Source organism: Catenovulum agarivorans DS-2 (genome assembly GCF_000568405.1).
GTDB classification, from domain to species: domain Bacteria; phylum Pseudomonadota; class Gammaproteobacteria; order Enterobacterales; family Alteromonadaceae; genus Catenovulum; species Catenovulum agarivorans_A.
On record NZ_ARZY01000002.1, the window covers coordinates 110,047 to 127,595 of the forward strand.

The 17,549-nt window shown below is 41.0% G+C and carries 15 protein-coding genes; 5 read left to right on the forward strand and 10 right to left on the reverse strand.

The genetic code is table 11. The annotated features are described in order from the left end of the window. Positions 1-125: 125 nt before the first annotated feature. Positions 126-971: an NADPH-dependent 7-cyano-7-deazaguanine reductase QueF gene (gene queF / locus DS2_RS02055; RefSeq protein ID WP_035012950.1), complete on the reverse strand. Its 846-nt coding sequence runs from the start codon at positions 969-971 to the stop codon at positions 126-128. A gap of 48 nt (positions 972-1,019) precedes the next feature. Here queF and syd point away from each other — a divergent pair, with 48 nt between their 5' ends. After that, positions 1,020-1,541 (forward strand): SecY-interacting protein, encoded by a 522-nt coding sequence (gene syd / locus DS2_RS02060; RefSeq protein ID WP_035012951.1) that lies wholly within the window; start codon positions 1,020-1,022, stop codon positions 1,539-1,541. Here the strand turns inward: syd and DS2_RS02065 are convergent. Both DS2_RS02065 and DS2_RS02070 read right to left on the reverse strand, forming a co-directional pair. Then, entirely contained in the window at positions 1,512-1,841 is a 330-nt protein-coding gene (locus tag DS2_RS02065) for a hypothetical protein (RefSeq protein WP_152537524.1), read from the reverse strand. The genes syd and DS2_RS02065 overlap by 30 nt on opposite strands. A 54-nt stretch (positions 1,842-1,895) precedes the next feature. After that, positions 1,896-2,795 carry a GGDEF domain-containing protein gene (locus DS2_RS02070; RefSeq protein ID WP_051479532.1) on the reverse strand — a complete coding sequence of 300 codons (900 nt, stop codon included), beginning with the start codon at positions 2,793-2,795 and terminating at the stop codon, positions 1,896-1,898. A 242-nt stretch (positions 2,796-3,037) separates the two neighbouring features. On the opposite strand from DS2_RS02070, the gene DS2_RS02075 reads away from it, so the two are divergent. After that, a complete protein-coding gene (locus DS2_RS02075) occupies positions 3,038-4,999 on the forward strand; it encodes a monovalent cation:proton antiporter family protein (protein WP_035012954.1) in 1,962 nt (653 codons plus the stop codon). A 6-nt stretch (positions 5,000-5,005) separates the two neighbouring features. On the opposite strand, the gene DS2_RS02080 is transcribed toward DS2_RS02075, so the two are convergent. Genes DS2_RS02080 through mfd form a run of 6 tightly spaced genes read right to left on the reverse strand, consistent with a single transcriptional unit; the run spans position 5,006 to position 13,168 of the window. Continuing rightward, positions 5,006-5,443: a YqaA family protein gene (locus tag DS2_RS02080; protein WP_035012955.1), complete on the reverse strand. Its 438-nt coding sequence runs from the start codon at positions 5,441-5,443 to the stop codon at positions 5,006-5,008. Between the two features lie 15 nt (positions 5,444-5,458). Continuing rightward, positions 5,459-6,145: a gamma-glutamyl-gamma-aminobutyrate hydrolase family protein gene (locus DS2_RS02085; RefSeq protein ID WP_035012957.1), complete on the reverse strand. Its 687-nt coding sequence runs from the start codon at positions 6,143-6,145 to the stop codon at positions 5,459-5,461. Continuing rightward, positions 6,097-7,104: an amidoligase family protein gene (locus DS2_RS02090; protein ID WP_035012958.1), complete on the reverse strand. Its 1,008-nt coding sequence runs from the start codon at positions 7,102-7,104 to the stop codon at positions 6,097-6,099. Before DS2_RS02090 ends, DS2_RS02085 begins: the two co-directional genes overlap by 49 nt. Further along, positions 7,101-8,213 carry an AI-2E family transporter gene (locus DS2_RS02095; protein WP_081754151.1) on the reverse strand — a complete coding sequence of 371 codons (1,113 nt, stop codon included), beginning with the start codon at positions 8,211-8,213 and terminating at the stop codon, positions 7,101-7,103. Before DS2_RS02095 ends, DS2_RS02090 begins: the two co-directional genes overlap by 4 nt. 24 nt (positions 8,214-8,237) lie before the next feature. Further along, positions 8,238-9,686, reverse strand: a complete 1,449-nt coding sequence (locus DS2_RS02100; protein WP_081754152.1) for a CsiV family protein — start codon at positions 9,684-9,686, stop codon at positions 8,238-8,240. A gap of 8 nt (positions 9,687-9,694) precedes the next feature. Continuing rightward, positions 9,695-13,168, reverse strand: a complete 3,474-nt coding sequence (gene mfd, locus DS2_RS02105) for a transcription-repair coupling factor (protein ID WP_035012962.1) — start codon at positions 13,166-13,168, stop codon at positions 9,695-9,697. A gap of 185 nt (positions 13,169-13,353) precedes the next feature. Between mfd and DS2_RS02110 the strand changes: the two genes are divergently transcribed. Further along, entirely contained in the window at positions 13,354-14,409 is a 1,056-nt protein-coding gene (locus DS2_RS02110; RefSeq protein ID WP_200870109.1) for an SMP-30/gluconolactonase/LRE family protein, read from the forward strand. 300 nt (positions 14,410-14,709) lie between these two features. Next, a complete protein-coding gene (locus tag DS2_RS02115; protein ID WP_035012963.1) occupies positions 14,710-15,930 on the forward strand; it encodes an aspartate aminotransferase family protein in 1,221 nt (406 codons plus the stop codon). Positions 15,931-16,160: 230 nt separating this feature from the next. Here the strand turns inward: DS2_RS02115 and nrdG are convergent, their stop codons facing one another. After that, complete coding sequence (nrdG, locus tag DS2_RS02120) at positions 16,161-16,715, reverse strand: anaerobic ribonucleoside-triphosphate reductase activating protein (protein ID WP_235188523.1); 555 nt, start codon at positions 16,713-16,715, stop codon at positions 16,161-16,163. 71 nt (positions 16,716-16,786) lie between these two features. On the opposite strand from nrdG, the gene pdxH reads away from it, so the two are divergent. Further along, on the forward strand, positions 16,787-17,425 hold the full coding sequence (gene pdxH, locus DS2_RS02125) for a pyridoxamine 5'-phosphate oxidase (RefSeq protein ID WP_035012965.1): 639 nt from the start codon (positions 16,787-16,789) through the stop codon (positions 17,423-17,425). Positions 17,426-17,549 lie beyond the last annotated feature (124 nt).

Sequence of the window (17,549 nt, forward strand, 5' to 3'; positions counted from 1 at the left end):
TGCTGTTTTACGGCTCTTCGGTGTAATTTTTTAGACAGGTCGAATAAAACTGTTCGATTTAACCATAATCTGAACGGATAACCTAGTCCAATCAGTGGATTAACTTCATAAAACTTACATAAATGCTACTGGCGTACCAATCTGTGCTCAGGTTTTGACTTTAATAAACTCATATGAGAGACACGCAACGGGTTGATATCTAAACCACCTCTGCGGGTATATCGTGCGTATACACTTAGTTTGTCTGGTCGTAATTGCGTTTCAAGATCACGAAATATGCGTTCGACACAATGTTCATGAAATTCATTGTGGTTTCTAAAACCAATTAGGTACTTCAATACTGACGCGTGATCAAAAGCTTGCCCTTGGTAATAAATTTCAATACTTGCCCAGTCAGGTTGGCCTGTTACCAAGCAGTTTGACTTAAGCAGATGCGACACTAAAGTTTCTTCAACTATTTGTCGTGAATCAGCTAATTGCAATTGATTTGGTGCATAATCGTAGCGAGTGATTTCAACATCTATATTATCGATACACTGACCAGCAAAGTAAGTTACTCGGCGCTTTGCAAATTGGCCTAATGGGTATAGTTTAACCTCGACAGGCGCGCCACAACATTGTGTTAAGTCATTTTGCATTAACTCTACTACGTCTTCTATTGAATCAAATTTACTTTGGTTAAAGCTATTTAAGTACAATTTGAATGATTTAGATTCAACGATATTGCTTGAATTTGCACTAAAAATAAATTCACCAATGTAGACGACAGGTTTACCTGATGGCAATAACCAAGAGATCTCGTAGCCTGTCCATATATCAACGCCTAAAAAAGCTTGAGTGTTTTTTGGTAGCTTGTCGCGCATCAGTTTTCTGGGCACAGCTTGCAGTTGTGTTGGATCGTATCGATCAATATATTCCGTTGCTTTTCCTAGTTTTAGCTCGGGTAAAACACTTGTGTTCTGCTCTGACATAAGGCTTAATAACTGTTATTGACTATATAAAGGCCTATATTGTACCTTATGTCGGTTCAAATTGACGATGCACTTAAACAATTTTTTACCCTGAAACAAGATAACCAGCAATGGGTAGAATATGATTGTGAATGGACTAGCCCTTGTGTGAATAAAGTAGATGAAGCGCAAGGCTTATGTAGCTGGCAGCCGATACAACGTGAACAATCGGTTAACTTAGATAATATAAATCAAGCTTTGTCGCTTGAGTTGCATCCTGATGTGGTGGCTTTTTATTGTAGTTTTTTTGCGCCGACTTTGGATGCTGAATTTGCCGGTAATCAGTTGAATTTAATTCAAGCTTGGAATGCACAAGACTTTACGATTTTACAGGAAAATATTATTGGCCACTTGTTAATGAAGCAAAAGCTGAAACAAGCACCCACTGTGTTTATAGCGGCTACAGACGATGACCAATACATTATATCTGTCGATAATCAAACAGGTGCGGTTATGTTAGAAATGGTAGGTCGCAACCCGCAACGCCAGCTAGCGGATAGCTTAGCTAGCTTTATTTTGCAATTGAGCTAACACTTTTTGCAGTTCGGCAACTTGCTGTTCTAATTGACTGACTCGTTGTTCTAAAGCTTTATTGGTGTTGTTTACTGGGGGGATTTCCACCACAGTGTCAGATTGATGGTTTTCTTGCCAAGTGTCTAAATAGCTTTGTGGGTTTTCTTTAAACGCAGTGATCGCGCGTGTTATTGCGGGCAAAGGTAACGGTAGTGGGTTATGGTTTTTAACACTGGCAACACTGATGTTTTTATTTTGCTGGTGCAACTCGCAAATAGTATTCAACGCACTTTGTATTGCTTGCTCAATATTTGACATTGATTTAACCACACTCATTTTACAGTTTAATTTACCAAAAGCTTAAGTGTGCTACTACGCACACTTGAGCTGGTTTTTACCACAATCTTTAGCGTGATACAAGGCGTTGTCGGCGCGTCTAAATAGCTGTTTGCTAGTTTCATCTAGTTGCCAAGTTGCACTGCCAATTGAAGCTGAAACCTGGCATTGATGCATAAGGGCATTTTGCGAAACTAATGCTTGCACTCGGGCTGCAACGCGCATTGCTATATCTTCTTCTGCGTTGTTTAACAGCACTGCAAATTCATCCCCGCCAAACCTGAACGCTAAATCGCTTCTGCGAATACAGCGGCGCAAGATTTTAGCGAAAGTTTTTAGCACTTCATCGCCCATGTCATGACCAAAGCTGTCGTTAGCGCGTTTAAAATTATCTAAATCAATTACTAGCAAAGTGAGAGGTTGGCCGTCTCTGTGCGTTCGTGCTATGGCTAGGTCGAATTGTTCATCGAAGCCAGCACGGTTACCGAGTTGAGTCAAATGGTCTTTAACGGTTTGCTGTTGCAATAGATAATACTGTAGTCCATTGAATACAGGCATGGTTAACTTATGCTGTAAACCTTGCAATAGCTTTAAATCTTGATGTTCGAACTCGCGATACGACGCATAAGTCAAAATAGCCACTGACTTTTGGTTAATATGCAGCTCAGTAATATGTTCAAAAATACCTTCTACAAAGCGCTCCGTTTGAACAGTAACCGCTTCTGTTTGTATGCGTACGCCGCAAATTTGTACATATTTTGCCACTTCATCGGCAAATACTTGCACAATGCGCTGCAAATCTAACGATGCATGCAAACGCTCTGACAGGTTCGAAAAAGAACCTATCCCATAGTGCGATTCTGATTCTAGAAACTGGCTCGGCAAAGGGTTTATTGTGTTTTGGTCTGATGACAGATAGTTTTGCAAAATGTCCACCGTACACCTCTTTGTTGGCTATTGATGTTTAGTTCTTTGCTAATTTAGTGCCAATAATTAAAATTCATTTAAAAACATTCGGTTAGTTGGTTTTTCTATCGTTTTTGACGCTGTCTTTTTACTTGTTTTTTGTGTGGTCAATAATTTGACGAGTAATTTTTAGCGAATTTCCCTGCAGAGCTAAAATGTTCACCTATTATTAATACATCAACTTAATTTCCTTGAAGAATTATAACCATACGATGGAATTGACGCTGTTTTCTGAAATTTTACTTTTGTTGGCTATATCAGTTGGTTTAGTCGCGATTTTTCGTCGATTAAAGCTTGCGCCAATCCTCGCCTATTTAGTCGCGGGCATTATTGTTGGACCGTCACTATTCAATTTTCTGTCTGAAGCCAAAGAAATTAGTTTTGTTGGTGAGTTGGGCATAGTCTTTTTGTTGTTTTCGTTAGGGCTGGAGTTTTCTTTCCCGCGGCTCATTGCCATGCGGCAGTTGGTGTTTGGCGTAGGGCTTGTTCAAGTCGTCGTAACCTTATTGATTATTTTGTTAGTTTGCTTTGTCAGTGGTTACAACTGGCAGTCAGCCTTAGTGGTTGCGTGTGCATTGGCATTGTCATCCACCGCGATTGTCATAAAGCAATTGACTGAAAATGGCAAATTACAAAGTAAACGCGGTCAGTTGGCGGTGTCGATCTTATTGTTTCAAGATTTAGCTGTAGTACCTATGTTGATTGTTATTCCAATTATCGCGGGTGCTAGTCAGGTTAACTTAGCTTCTAGTTTGCTAATGGCATTGCTCAATGGTGCGTTGGTTTTTGTATTGTTGATATCTGTAGGAAAATGGTTGTTGCCGCGTTTGTTTAACGAAATTGCGCAGGCCCGCTCGGACGAGCTATTTGTATTAACCACGATATTAGTAGCGCTATTAACCGGCGCTATTACGCACTTGTTTGGTTTGTCCATGGCGTTGGGGGCTTTTTTGGCCGGGATGATGTTGGGGGAAAGTCAGTATAAACACCAGTTGGAAGCGGACATTCGTCCTTTTCGTGACATCTTAATGGGGTTGTTTTTTATCAGTGTCGGTATGCAGCTTGATATTGCAATATTGGCGCAGTCACTTCATTGGCTAATATTATTTGTTGCAATCGTATTGGCGATTAAATTGCTGATCATTCAAATGATCGCAAGATGTTTCAAACAAAGTAAAGCGGATGCTTGGGCTGCAGGCATTATGTTGTGTCAAATGGGGGAATTTGGCTTTGTTATCGCAGCGTTAGCATTAGAACAGGGGCTGATTAGTAAACATTTAGCATCTATGCTGGTCGGAGTTGGTGTTATCAGCATGGCGATAACACCTTATTTAATTAATCACTCTTCGCGTTTTGCCCAGTTTTTAGCTAAACAAACTGAAGAGCAAGAGCAAGATGCAACAGAATCTCAAACAGAACAATTGCAGGAGCATGTGGTGATTTGTGGTTTTGGCCGCGTAGGTCAAATAGTCAGTCGTTTTTTAAAGTTAGAATCAATCCCATATGTTGCGTTGGATGTAGACCCAACGCGCGTGCAAGAAGCTAAAGCGGCTTATGAGCCAGTACATTTTGGTGACTCTAGAAAAGTAGAGGTGTTAAAAGCAGTTGGCATTGAAAAGGCTAAACTGGTGATTATTGCATTTGATGATTTAAACAAATCTCTGACGGTTATCGATCTCGTTAAAAAATACGCTGCCAACGCTAAAATTTTGGTTCGAACAGGTAATGATGATAATTTGGAAGCGTTAATTGAAGCAGGGGCTGACGAGGTGATCCCAGAAACGTTAGAAGGCAGTTTAATGTTGGTTTCTCATGTGATGCTGCATTCGGGTGTGCCTGTAAAACGCATATTTGGCCGTGTCCGCCGTGAGCGCAAAAACCACTACAATGGATTACATGGTTTTTATCGAGGCGACTCGTATAAACAAGATGAACGTGAGGTTGAGTATTTGCATGCGGTCACATTGACTGATAATGCTTTTGCAGTGGGGCTGCATTTGAATGAATTAGATTTGCCTTTAAGAGGGGTTGAAGTCACAGCGCTCCGACGCGATGGCAAAGAATATTATAACCCTGAACCTGATATGGAACTGCAGCCTCAGGATGTGTTAATTATATTGGGTGTTCCGCGCCGTGTTGAGCGCGCAGAACGGTTTTTATTTGAAGGGGCTTAACATACGCTAAGCCAGGATATATTGGGCCAGGTGGGCAAAGTACAATACGCTGATATACCTGACAGTTTTGCCGACACCGACCAATAGAATAAAAGTGGCTAAATTAATTCTTAACATACCCGCAATCAGAGTTAGGACATCACCACCAACAGGCAACCAAGCAAATAGTAAGCTCCATTTTCCATAGCGGTTAAACCACTTTTGTGATTTATCAATTTGAGATTGTTTAAAGTAAAACCACTTTTTATGTTGAAACTTTAGTAAGTATCGTCCTAGGTACCAATTAACAACCGATCCCAAAGTATTTCCCAAAGAGGCCGTTAGGACCAAACTCCAACCTGGCAAACCTTGGTTGACCATGGCAAACAGAAACACCTCTGAATAAAACGGCAATATGGTTGCCGCTAGGAACGAGCTTATAAATAGGGTGAAATAGCTAAACATAAAAATGCAGCAACCTTAATGGCACGACTTTATTAGCCAGCGGAACAGCCTACGTTGGCGTGATTTATACAACAAGTATTCTGGGTGCCACTGAACGCCTAATAATGGCTGTTTATTGGTCGACTCTATCGCTTGAATAAAATTGTCAGCATCATATGCGCAAGCAGACAAGTTGTCACCTAACTGATTAATTGCCTGATGATGTAGGCTATTGACCCTAATGCGAGTTTTACCCAAGATGCTTGCTAGTTTTGAGTGCTTGCAAACCCGAACGGGTTTCCTTGCAAGTATCATAGCTCGGTTGGTTGTTTTTCGTCGCATTGGTCGAATGTCTGGGTATAAACTGCCACCACAAACTACGTTAAGCAGTTGAAAACCCCGGCAAATACCAAGCAGAGGTTTAGAATGTTGCAAAGCATACTTTATATAATGCATTTCTAGCTCGTCACGTTTGCGGTCGTAAGTTGCTTTCTCCATAACTTCGCCACCGTATAACGATGGATGGATATCATCACCCCCACTAATCACAAACGCTGCAAAATTATCCTGTTTACGTTGTCGTTTAATACTGATGCGCTTGGCACGGCCGCCGGCTAAAAAAATAGACAAGCGAATACAGTTCCATGAAGGAGATACGCGCTTGGCATTGCCTGTTACGCCGACAACAGGTCTTGATGTATTTGATCGAGTTGAGCAAACCATGAATTTTTCCCTAAAGCCAAATCGAGAACGGATTGTTGCTGATATTCTTTAGCAAGTTGTTGGCGCACCTCTGGGTTGTGAGCGATATATTCGATAACACTCCAGATATTCCAACAACGTGATAGCTGCCAATCAGGCTCATTAATCTGACAGTTGGGCAGTCGATAATGGAACGTTGGTCGCGCGTTTATTTTTTCTTTGGGCAGTTTGCTATTGATTGGCTCGGCATCAATATGTTTAAACAGTGGCAGTAAATCGAGTGCTCTGTTTCGGCTTGGATTAAATTTTAAATAATCATCAACCAATACTTGATAAGAAACATCCTCTGCATAATTTAAAACATGTTCAATGTAGCTTTTACTGTATTTTTCAATATAAGGCATAACCCTGCGGGTTAAATCAACTTGGTGTTTTTTTATCAGCCAGTCTTGTGCAATACAATAGGCCTGAAGATACGCCAAGATAGTTGTTGCAGATAAATCCGGTAGTTCTGGGTTTATATGTACCCCAAAAGCATAAATAGCAGACTCGTGCGTACCACTTGCACCCAACTGTCTTAATGCATCAATCATTTTATCTAGCTCTGCTAGCTGGCTAATTTTAATTGGCGGACAAACCACCTCTGCGGGAACAACATTAGCTGACAATTCGGTTATCCATTGTTGTATCTTTTCGTTGGCACTATCTAGTTCTGTTTTTACATCAGCTGATTGTTCGGCACGCTGTTTCGCCTTTATTTGAGCGTAGCGCCAATCTAGTTCAACAGTAAATTCGCCTAAATGGTCTACAGCTATTTTGTAATCTGTGTCGGTAACATATTCTGTTTGGCTGTCAAAAACTGCTGCGATTGTATCGGCAACTTCAGGAATGGTCACACTTGCAAACTCGAGTTCAAAACCGACTCTGCGTTCACCGTCATCAGTGTGCGTTTTTGTAGGTACTAAATACGAATGACTCATTTATTGTGTCCCTCCATAATTTGGTTGACTGAATGCCACTCAAGGGTTTTGGCGGTCACCGACAATATAGTTAACATAGGGACCGCAACTATAGCGCCAGCAATGCCCCATAACCACGCCCAAAAGAGTACTGAAGCAAATACGATGATAGGATTTATACGTAAACGAATGCCATGTATGTATGGGTCTATCAGCATCCCAGTGATATTAGTTAGCAGTAAAAATGCACCAACCGGCATCAGCGCAGGTACAATGGATTGCATTTGACTAACACCAATAACAAACATAAGTCCGCAAATGACTGCTACACCAATGTAGGGTATAAAACGTAAAAACGTTACGAGTACTAACCAAACCCATGGCATAGGTAAATCAAAATACCAAACAATTAAGCTGGTTAATAAACCACACAGCATATTTATCACCAACACAGTTGCGAGGTAGCGGCCAACCTCTACACGCAAGGTTCTAAACAACTTAATTGCGCGTCGTCTGTTAGTGCGATTATTCGAAAGTTTAGTGATGTTGTGCAGTAGTTCGCCACCATTGTTGAGCAGGAATAATGTTAGGGTGAGCACGATGACCAGAATGCCAAAACTTGTTTGCAAACCATTAAATATTTGGTCAACCCAATTTGATTGATTATCGATCACTATGCTGGTTTCGGCAGAGTTTTCAACAATACCTGACACCATTTCGTCTACTTTTTCTGACGTTTCTTGGAGTTTATCTATGGTGGATTGAATTTGTTTATCAGCGTGCAGTGCGGCTTCTATTTTTTCGGGAGCTGTTTGCATCCATTTAGCAAACGCAGGAATGGTCACCCAAACACTTGAAAACATTGCAAGTGCGGTTAACAGCGTCATGGTTAAACTGCTTAAAAACTTGGGTACACCTAGGTTACACAACCACTTTACCGTTGGGGATAGTAACAAAGCTAATAAACTTGATAAGACAAGTGGCAAAAATAAATCTCTAGCCAAAGCTAGTGCGCTGACTAATGTGAATACAAATAGGTAAGGGATTAAATACTTGTTCCGCTGTAAAATAACCTTCTCCTTGCTTGATGGCTTTGGGCATAGGTTATTATATACGTGGGGATGACCCAAAACGGATCAACCCCTTAGAAAAAATTAGTTTTTGGGTGGTGTATAGCGACGAACTTGTAAGACGATTCCCATGTGGGGGTGGTCGAAGTAGTGTATTTCAGTTGAACGAATGCGCTTGTTTTGTTTGAAATGATAGGGATATAAAAAGGTGTCAGCTCTATCCATGCCTGCAGGGTTATCAGTCGCTTTGATCGCATCGTTGGCTAACACTAGTTCTGGGTGTGGTCCAACTTTACGGATATTAAATTCGCTTTCAATAAACAAGTAGTGGCGCAAATAAATTTTAAATAAACCATCGAGCTGCCAAGTTTGTTTTGGCGTACCAGCCATTTGTTGTTGCTGTTGCCATTCAATTGCTTGTTTATCTTTTAACGCATTTTCGATAGACCAAGTATTAGACTCAACCTTATCTAACACCTGTTGAATGTTATTTAAGATAGACTGATGGTTAAGTGATTGTTCAACCGATAAATTAAGTGATGGGTCATTTTGTTCAATCACTACAGGTTGAGTTTGATTGTGCTCAAGTGCTTGTTCTAGTTGCTCTTGAGGTAAGATGGGTTCACCATAATAATCGTATTCTTTGGAGTAATTGTTACCCGCGTATATTCGCCAAGGAATCTCTCGGCTTTCAGATCTTACTGGTTGACGCCATGCCATATGCATTAAAGTTCGTATATCTTTGCGCCATCTAAACTTAGTTGCAACTTCGGTAAACGCCAAACTGTCAGAATCCAGCAAATATGGTTGCGGCTGATGACCTGAATCTAGTTGGGTGACTCGGCTTGGCAGTTGAGAAATAAAGGTGCTGTAGTCAGCTTGGTCTAAAATCTCTTTGTCTGGGTTTAATACACTCGCACTAGGCTGCAAGCAATGCATTGGGTATAACCAGCTTGGCGAATCGGTTGGAAAGGTCAGTTGTTGAATATCAACAGGGCGCTCAATTATTAAAGCAAAAGTCGGCACGCTAGGCTGCTCTGTTTGCTCTATTGCTAATTCACCTTCAGCTGTGTCAGTGCCTGTTGTACTTTCTTCCGTTTGGTTTTGTGACGGTGTAAATACTGTGTCGTCAGAAAAACTAGCACCATTTTGTGAAATTCCAGCGTAATAATTAGCATTTTCGTTGGATGCAAACGACTCTGCTGGGCCTTGATAGTCAGCTGTTGCCGGTAGCTGCAATGCGGGCAGATAAGGTTTGGCATCAGCACATTCTGGCAATAACTGGCGGAGCTTTTGCGGGTCTGGCTGGAATACTGGGCTTATTAAATCACGCGCATTATTAACCAGAATCGGCTTGATTTGTGGTTGATATTCTTCGCTAATATTTTCGTCTGACGGGTTGTGGGCAAAAATTAATAATTCAATTTCAAACCAGCGGTCTTGCCCGAGCGCAGCTGGGACATTACACAGTAGACCAAAGCCAGCAAACATTAGGCTCAAAGGAAGATGTTTTAGTTTAGACTGCCTGTCCATATTTACGGTTAGCCTTTCGATTGTTGCGCAAATTCGTTTAACATAGATTCTACCAGCTTGATGCGGTCGCGGGTATCTTCAGTTTCAATATTAAACCTTAATTTCTCTGCACCTGACATAGAATACACTTTTGGTTGCGCTTGAATTAAACCAATAATAAAGGCGGGACTTACTTGGGTATTTTGGCTAAATTCTAATAAGCCGCCTTTTGGCCCAACATCAATTTTCTTGATGCCTGCTTTGGCCGCCAGTAGTTTTAATTGGTTCACTTTAATTAAGTTTTTCGCAGCATCTGGCAATAACCCAAAGCGGTCAATTAACTCAATTTGGAAGTCGTCTAATTCTTCATTGTTTTGGCAACCTGCTAGGCGTTTATATAACGACAATCGCATATTAACGTCGGTTATATAATCATCTGGTAACAAGGCTGGAATGCGCAGCTCGATTTCAGTTTGGTTTTGTAATACTGAATCAAGCGATGGTTCTTTGCCATCTTTAAGCGCTTGTACCGCTTGCTCTAACATCTCCATGTATAAAGAGAAGCCAATAGAAGTAATTTGCCCGCTTTGATCATCGCCCAACAATTCACCAGCACCACGAATTTCTAAATCGTGAGTTGCAAGGGCGAAACCAGCGCCTAAATCTTCTAGCTGCTCAATCGCTTCTAAACGTTTAAGTGCGTCTTTGGTCATGCGTTTGACATGTGGGGTCATTAAATAGGCATAAGCTTGATGATGTGAACGACCAACACGGCCACGTAATTGGTGCAATTGCGCTAGGCCAAAGTTGTCTGCGCGGTCGATAATAATGGTGTTAGCACTTGGAATGTCGATACCAGTTTCGATAATTGTGGTACAGACCAACACGTTATACCTTTGGTGGTAAAAATCTGACATAACTTGTTCAAGTTCACGTTCACGCATTTGCCCATGTGCGACAATCACATTTGCTTCAGGCAATAATTCACGCACGTTTTGTGCGGTTTTTTCAATTGTTTCCACCGAGTTGTGTAAAAAGTACACCTGACCACCACGCATAATTTCACGTGAAATAGCCTCTTTAACCAAATTATCATCTGACTGGCGAACAAAGGTTTTAACCGATAAACGTTTTTTCGGCGGCGTGGCGATAATAGATAAGTCACGCATGCCACTCATTGCCATATTGAGCGTGCGCGGTATTGGCGTGGCAGTCAGCGTTAGAATATCTACATCAGCGCGGCGCGATTTGATTAGTTCTTTTTGTTTAACACCGAATCTATGCTCTTCATCAACAATCAATAAACCTAAGTCAGCAAATTGAACATCTTTGGATAACAACTTGTGCGTGCCGATAATAATGTCGACTTTACCGTCTTTTAATTGCGCTAACGCTTCATTTTGTTGTTTAGCACTTTTAAAGCGTGACAATACTTCAACTTGTACAGGCCAGTCGGCAAATCTGTCTTTAAAGTTTTCATAATGTTGCTGTGCCAGTAGGGTAGTTGGCACTAATACTGCAACCTGTTTGCCTTCGTTAACTGCGACAAACGCCGCACGCATGGCGACTTCAGTTTTACCAAAACCAACATCACCACAGACTAGTCTATCCATAGCAATAGGTTGTTGCATATCAGCTAGTACATTTTGAATGGCATCTAACTGATCTTGAGTTTCTTCAAATGGAAAGCCTGCTGAGAATTGGCGATATTGCTCTGCATCAATTTTAAATTCATAACCTGGTTTAGCATTGCGGCGCGCATATATATCTAACAGCTCTGCGGCAACGTCGCGGACTTTTTCTAACGCTTTACGTTTGGCTTTTTCCCAAGCGTCACTGCTGAGTTTATTCAATGGTGCGTGTTCAACATCACCACCTGTGTAACGCGCTAACATATGTAATGATGAGACAGGCACATAAAGTTTAGAGTCGGCATACTCTATGGTGACAAACTCGGTTGGTACACCTGCCGCATCAATAGTTTGCAAACCCAAATAACGACCAACACCGTGATCTAAATGCACAACTGGCTGACCGACGGATAACTCGGCAAGGTTTTTTACAACCGAGTCTGTACTACCTGTTTGCCCACGTGCACTTGAGCGACGACGCCGTTGGCTGACTTTATTGCCGAGTAATTCGGACTCGGTAATAAATGCGATTTTTTTGCCATTGATTTCAGCTAAAAAACTGTGCTCTAAGTCGGCTACCACAATACCTGCTTCCGCGGTATTTTTTAAGAAGTTACTGACCGACTGATAAGTAGTTGGTTTTATTTTATTTTGTTTGAGTAACTCTAATAAGGTTTCACGACGACCTTGCGATTCAACCACATATAAGGTGCGAGCTGCATTTTGGCTTAGGTATTGGTTTAGTTTTTCGTACGGTTTTGCCAGTTTTGCATCTACTGCAATATCGTCAATTGCTTCAATTAAAAAGTTAAAACGACCCGATTTTTCATCTAAATTTTGGCTGGTGAATTCAATGCGAGCAAATTGTTTTAAGCCAGAAAATAATTGGTCAACCGATAAAAATAGTTGTTTTGGCTCTAATAGTGGGCGCGATTTATCAAAGCGACGGTTTTCATACCTTTTGTTAACTTCGTCGATAAAATGCGTTGCGGCACCTTGTATTTTGTCGGTAAATAAAATAGTCGTTTGTGCTGGCAAATGCTCAAACAAGCTACTAGTTTGCTCAAAAAATAGCGGTAAATAATACTCAATGCCTGCCGGCATGATTTTTTTACTGACTTGATAATAAATCGACTCTTTGTCTGTGCTTGGCTCAAATTGCGCGCGCCAGTTTTGGCGGAATTTTTCTATACCTGCATCGTCAGTTGGAAACTCGTGCGCGGGTAACAAATCAACCGTTTTGATGGTATCGCCACTGCGCTGGGTTTCTGGGTCAAATATACGAATTGAGTCGACTTCATCATCAAAAAAGTCGATGCGATACGGCTGATTGCTGCCCATAGGGTAAAGGTCGAGCAATGAACCGCGAATACTAAATTCGCCATGCTCCATAACTTGGTCAACCAAACGATAACCCGATTGCACTAATCGACCACGCATAGAGTCGATATCTAACTTATCACCTTGGTTTAATATCAGGCTGTATTGACCAATAAAATCAACCGGCGCCATACGCATCATTAGCGTATTAATAGACACAATATAAACACCGCTGCGCTGCTGTAAATTATGCAAAGTGTGTAAACGCTGCGAAATAATGTCTTGATGCGGAGAAAAGGTGTCGTAGGCTAGGGTTTCCCAATCTGGGAAAAAGTGTGCGTTTTGTTTGTGTTCTTTTAATAGCGAATCAATTTCTGCATGCATTTTTAACGCAGACGCAGTGTCGGGCGTCACCACTAATACAGGCGATTTTTGTTGTTGGCTCAACTGGCTAATAGCAAACGCAGCACTGCTGCCTTTTAAATTGCCCCATTGAATATGGTCTGAACTATTTTTTGGTAATGCAGGTTTGGTAATTTGGCAGAAAGTCATTCACTTGAACTAATCGTTTTAGGTTGCGGCAAGTTTAATCAAATATCAGGAAGAGGTGAAGGGGCAAAGGTGATTTGCTTTTAAGGTTTTAACAGTTCGGTAACTATAATTCCATTAACATATGATGTTTAATTATGTAATATGTGTTAATTTTATTACATATACACAATATTTAAGGAATTCTTATGTTAAAAAACACAATTGCAGCGTTTATTGTACCAGCAGCTGCTGCATTAACTTTGTTAGGTTGTGGTGCAACATCGGAGGATATAGCACAAGTTAAGCCATCCAATTTGCAGCCTGCTAAACTATTTGCACAGTTGCCAGATTCTTGTCCAACGCCAGATGCATTTGATATTGCGCCTGATGGCAGTTTAACTTTGTCGTGCGTGAATTACGCAAACAAACAACCAGGTATGTTGTTGAGTTTGTCTGCAACAGGCGAGGTTAGCGAAATTGGCTTAGTACCAGCAGGCAAGCGACCAGCTCGCCCTATGGGCATTGCCTATGCGCCAGACGGTTCATTATTTGTTGCCGATAATGCAGGCAAACATCAAGGTCGTTTAATTCGTTTAACTTTTAACCAGCAGGGCAAAATTGCGACGAGCGAAGTGGTTGCACAAGGTATGACCTCGCCAAATGGTGTGCGGTATCACAATGGTTTTGTCTACTTAACCCAGCTACAACTACCAAAAGCAAAAACCAAACATTTAACCAGTGGGGTTTATCGCTTTAAAGAGACTGACCGCAACATCAATGTGGCAAGTGATGGTACATCTAAGCATCTTATTTATTCAACTCAAACTAAAAATCCAGATCGCCAATTTGGTATTGATGGGCTAGTTTTTGATAAAGCAGGTGCTTTGTATGTAGGCAATTTGGGTGATGCGGTTATTCACAAATTAACATTAGATGCAAATGGCGTTGTGGTTGATGATCGAATATATGCCCAGCTCCCAAACTCTGTCGGCCCTGATGGTATTAATATTGATGCTGAGGGTAATTTATACCTCGCTGGTTTTTTACAAAATGAGATCTACAAAATTGATACCAATCAAAAAGTTACTTTGTTAGCTAAATATCCTGATAACAATGGTGCAAACGGCGAGATAGATCAACCAGCTGATTTAATTGTTTATCAAGGAAAATTGGTTGTTTCCAATTTCGATTTAATGAAAGGCAAAGGTATTGTAAATTCAGGCCATGGTAAGCCGTATACAGTTTCGTATATTGAGCTTTGATAGCTTTAATCTAAATTTTAACGCCTACAAACCCCGCTGCTAGTGGGGTTTGTACTATTGAATAAAAATTCATTACTGTAGAATAATTATCTTTAACTTGTCGTTGTTATCTCGTATATTATTTCCAACGCTTCGCTTAATGCTGAGTAATGTCCAACAGTCGTTTTTTTGCCAGCTGTTCATTGTTACTAAAGCTGAGTTAACGGCAAACAAAATTTAATTATAATTCGATGAATTTACGGTTGTGGCGAATATTATTGCCACTATACTTATAAGAAATTTATTCAATGGAGAATTTCAATGACTGATCAGCTTCAGGTCAATCGCGCTACTTTTGACGAAGTGATGTTACCCAATTATGCCCCACAAAATATGGTACCTGTACGTGGTGATGGTTCACATGTATGGGATCAAGATGGTCGAGAATATATAGACTTTGCTGGTGGTATAGCGGTGAACTGTTTGGGTCATTGTCATCCTGCTTTGGTACAAGCTTTACAAGAGCAAGGACAGAAATTGTGGCATGTCAGTAATGTTTGGACTAATGAGCCAGCTTTGCGCTTAGCTACTAAGTTAGTGGATGCTACTTTTGCCGATAAAGTCTTTTTCTGTAATTCAGGAGCAGAGGCCAACGAGGCTGCATTAAAACTGGCACGTCGTTATGCAGTAGATGTTTACTCAGAAGAGAAAAATCAAATTATCTCGTTTAAACAATCTTTCCATGGCCGTACTTTCTTTACCGTGACCGCTGGTGGGCAAGAGATTTATTCTGATGGTTTTGGCCCTAAGCCTGGTGCTATTGATCATGCTGTATACAATGACTTGGCCTCGCTTGAAGCACTTATTTCCGATAAAACCTGTGCCGTTATTTTAGAGCCGATGCAAGGTGAGGGCGGTGTAATGCCAGCTACACCTGAGTTTATGCAAGGTGTACGTGCCTTATGTGATAAACACAATGCCTTAATGGTTTTAGATGAAGTACAAACAGGCTTTGGCCGTACAGGTTATTTGTATATGTATGAGCTATATGGTGTGGAGCCAGATATTGTCTCAACCGCTAAATCATTAGGTGGGGGCTTTCCAATTGGTGCGATTTTAACTAAAAACCATATTGCCGAACATTTAAAATTTGGCACACATGGCACGACTTATGGTGGAAACCCCTTAGCTTGTGCGGTAGCAGAAGCAGCGTTTGATATTATTAATACCACAGAGGTTTTAGCTGGTATTAAAAAGCGCGAGGCTATGTTCCGTCAAAAGCTTGAACAAATTAACGATAAATACCAAGTATTTTCAGAAATTCGCGGTGAAGGGCTATTGTTAGGTGCGGTAATGAACCAAGCACATGAAGGGCGAGCAAAAGAATTTATTGCAGCCTCGATTGAACAAGGATTTATGTGTTTGGTAGCAGGGCCTAATGTTGTGCGTTTTGCGCCGTCTTTAATTGTTGAAGAACAAGACATTGAAGAAGGATTTAAACGTTTTGATAAAGCGGTTGCGCGGGTAGTCGCTGGCGATTAGTTTTGGTTGCAACGCAAGTTTTTAAGCATAATCGGCGTTACTCCCAACGCCCGATAATCGGCAAACAAGCGAGCGATAATTTAGAGCAAAACTTCAAACGTCTGGGATGACGTTTGCGAGCGTACAAGGATTGTATTTACAGCATTTTTGCGAAAATTATGCTCGGTTGGTAGCCGATTTACTCCAACGCTACCGTCACACTATCACCTCTACCAAGATATATCTCAAACTCAGTCGTCCAACTGCCGTGTTGCCCTAATTAAAGGATTCAACAACTCACCCGTATGCAAATTCCAAAGTTGTTGATTAGTTTGTTCACTTTCCAAGCCACCTAAATTCGCAATCCACGGGCCATATTTAACATAGTCTAAATGTTCTAACACAGTATTAGGCAGGTTATTTTTGCCAGTATATAAACAGGTTTTTAGTTCCAATTTGTGAGCCAGTTTCAGCAGTTTTATCAGATATTTTTGTTCCCATTCGCCGCCAAAAAATAACACGCAGCTAATAAACTGTTTGTAGTCAATCAGCCACTGTTTATAAACTCCAAGGGTAAGTGGTGAGCCTGCAGTAGGGTCGTGCGTGTCTTTGCTATGGCAACCTGGGCAATTAAGTGGGCAGCCTGTTATGGTAAAACATAAAGCAATTTCCTTTGGCACTTCCTGAAAAACCATCTCTGGTGGGGTAACGTAGTTAAACATAACAATGCACAATTTAAGTATTGGTAATACTAAGATTAAATCGCGCTGGCGATAAAAGCTTTGTGTTACATCAATAAACTGCATGATTGTGAGTTTTACAATGTTTAATCTGAGGGTTAGGTTGGACATACCAGTCGTAAAATAGGAGTGGGGTGATGAATCTATTTGAATATCGTCGGGAGTATACAAACGGCGAACTAAACGAAGCGGATATGCTGACAGAGCCGCTTGATCAATTTGAACATTGGCTAAAATATGCCGTTGAACAGGGTATGCAAGATGCCACTGCAATGGTGCTATCTACCGTTAATACGGATGGCCAGCCAAATGCGCGTAATGTATTGTTAAAAAATATTGAGCCTGACGGTTTGGTGTTTTTCACTAGCCTTGCCAGCCAAAAAGCACTTGAGATTAAACACAATCATAAGGTGTGTTTGTTGTTTAATTGGTTGACGTTAGACAGGCAAGTAAAAATACAAGGTATTGCCGAGCCATTAGCTGCAGAGGTTGCTAAAAATTATCACATGGGGCGACCACGCGAAAGCCAAATAAGCTCTTGGTTGGCATCGGTTGATGCTGGCAGATTTACCACCAAACAAGCTTTGTTGTATCAATTTGAGGTGCTCAAACAAAAATTTAAAAACAAACAAGTACCTATGCCCGAAAGTTGGGGTGGTTACATAGTTAAACCTCAGCATTTTGAGTTTTGGCAAGGTGGCAAAGGTAGATTGCACGACCGCATTATTTACTTTAAAAAAGACTCGGATGGCTGGCAGCGCGAGCGCATTTTGTAGTCGAGGATAATTTTTATCTGCTATAACTGTTATATAGTTGATGCGAGCAAGAGCTATTGAAAAATTTAGAGTCATATACAGTTCATGCAGACGAGTTAGCTTTGATTTTTAAGCAAAAAATGGA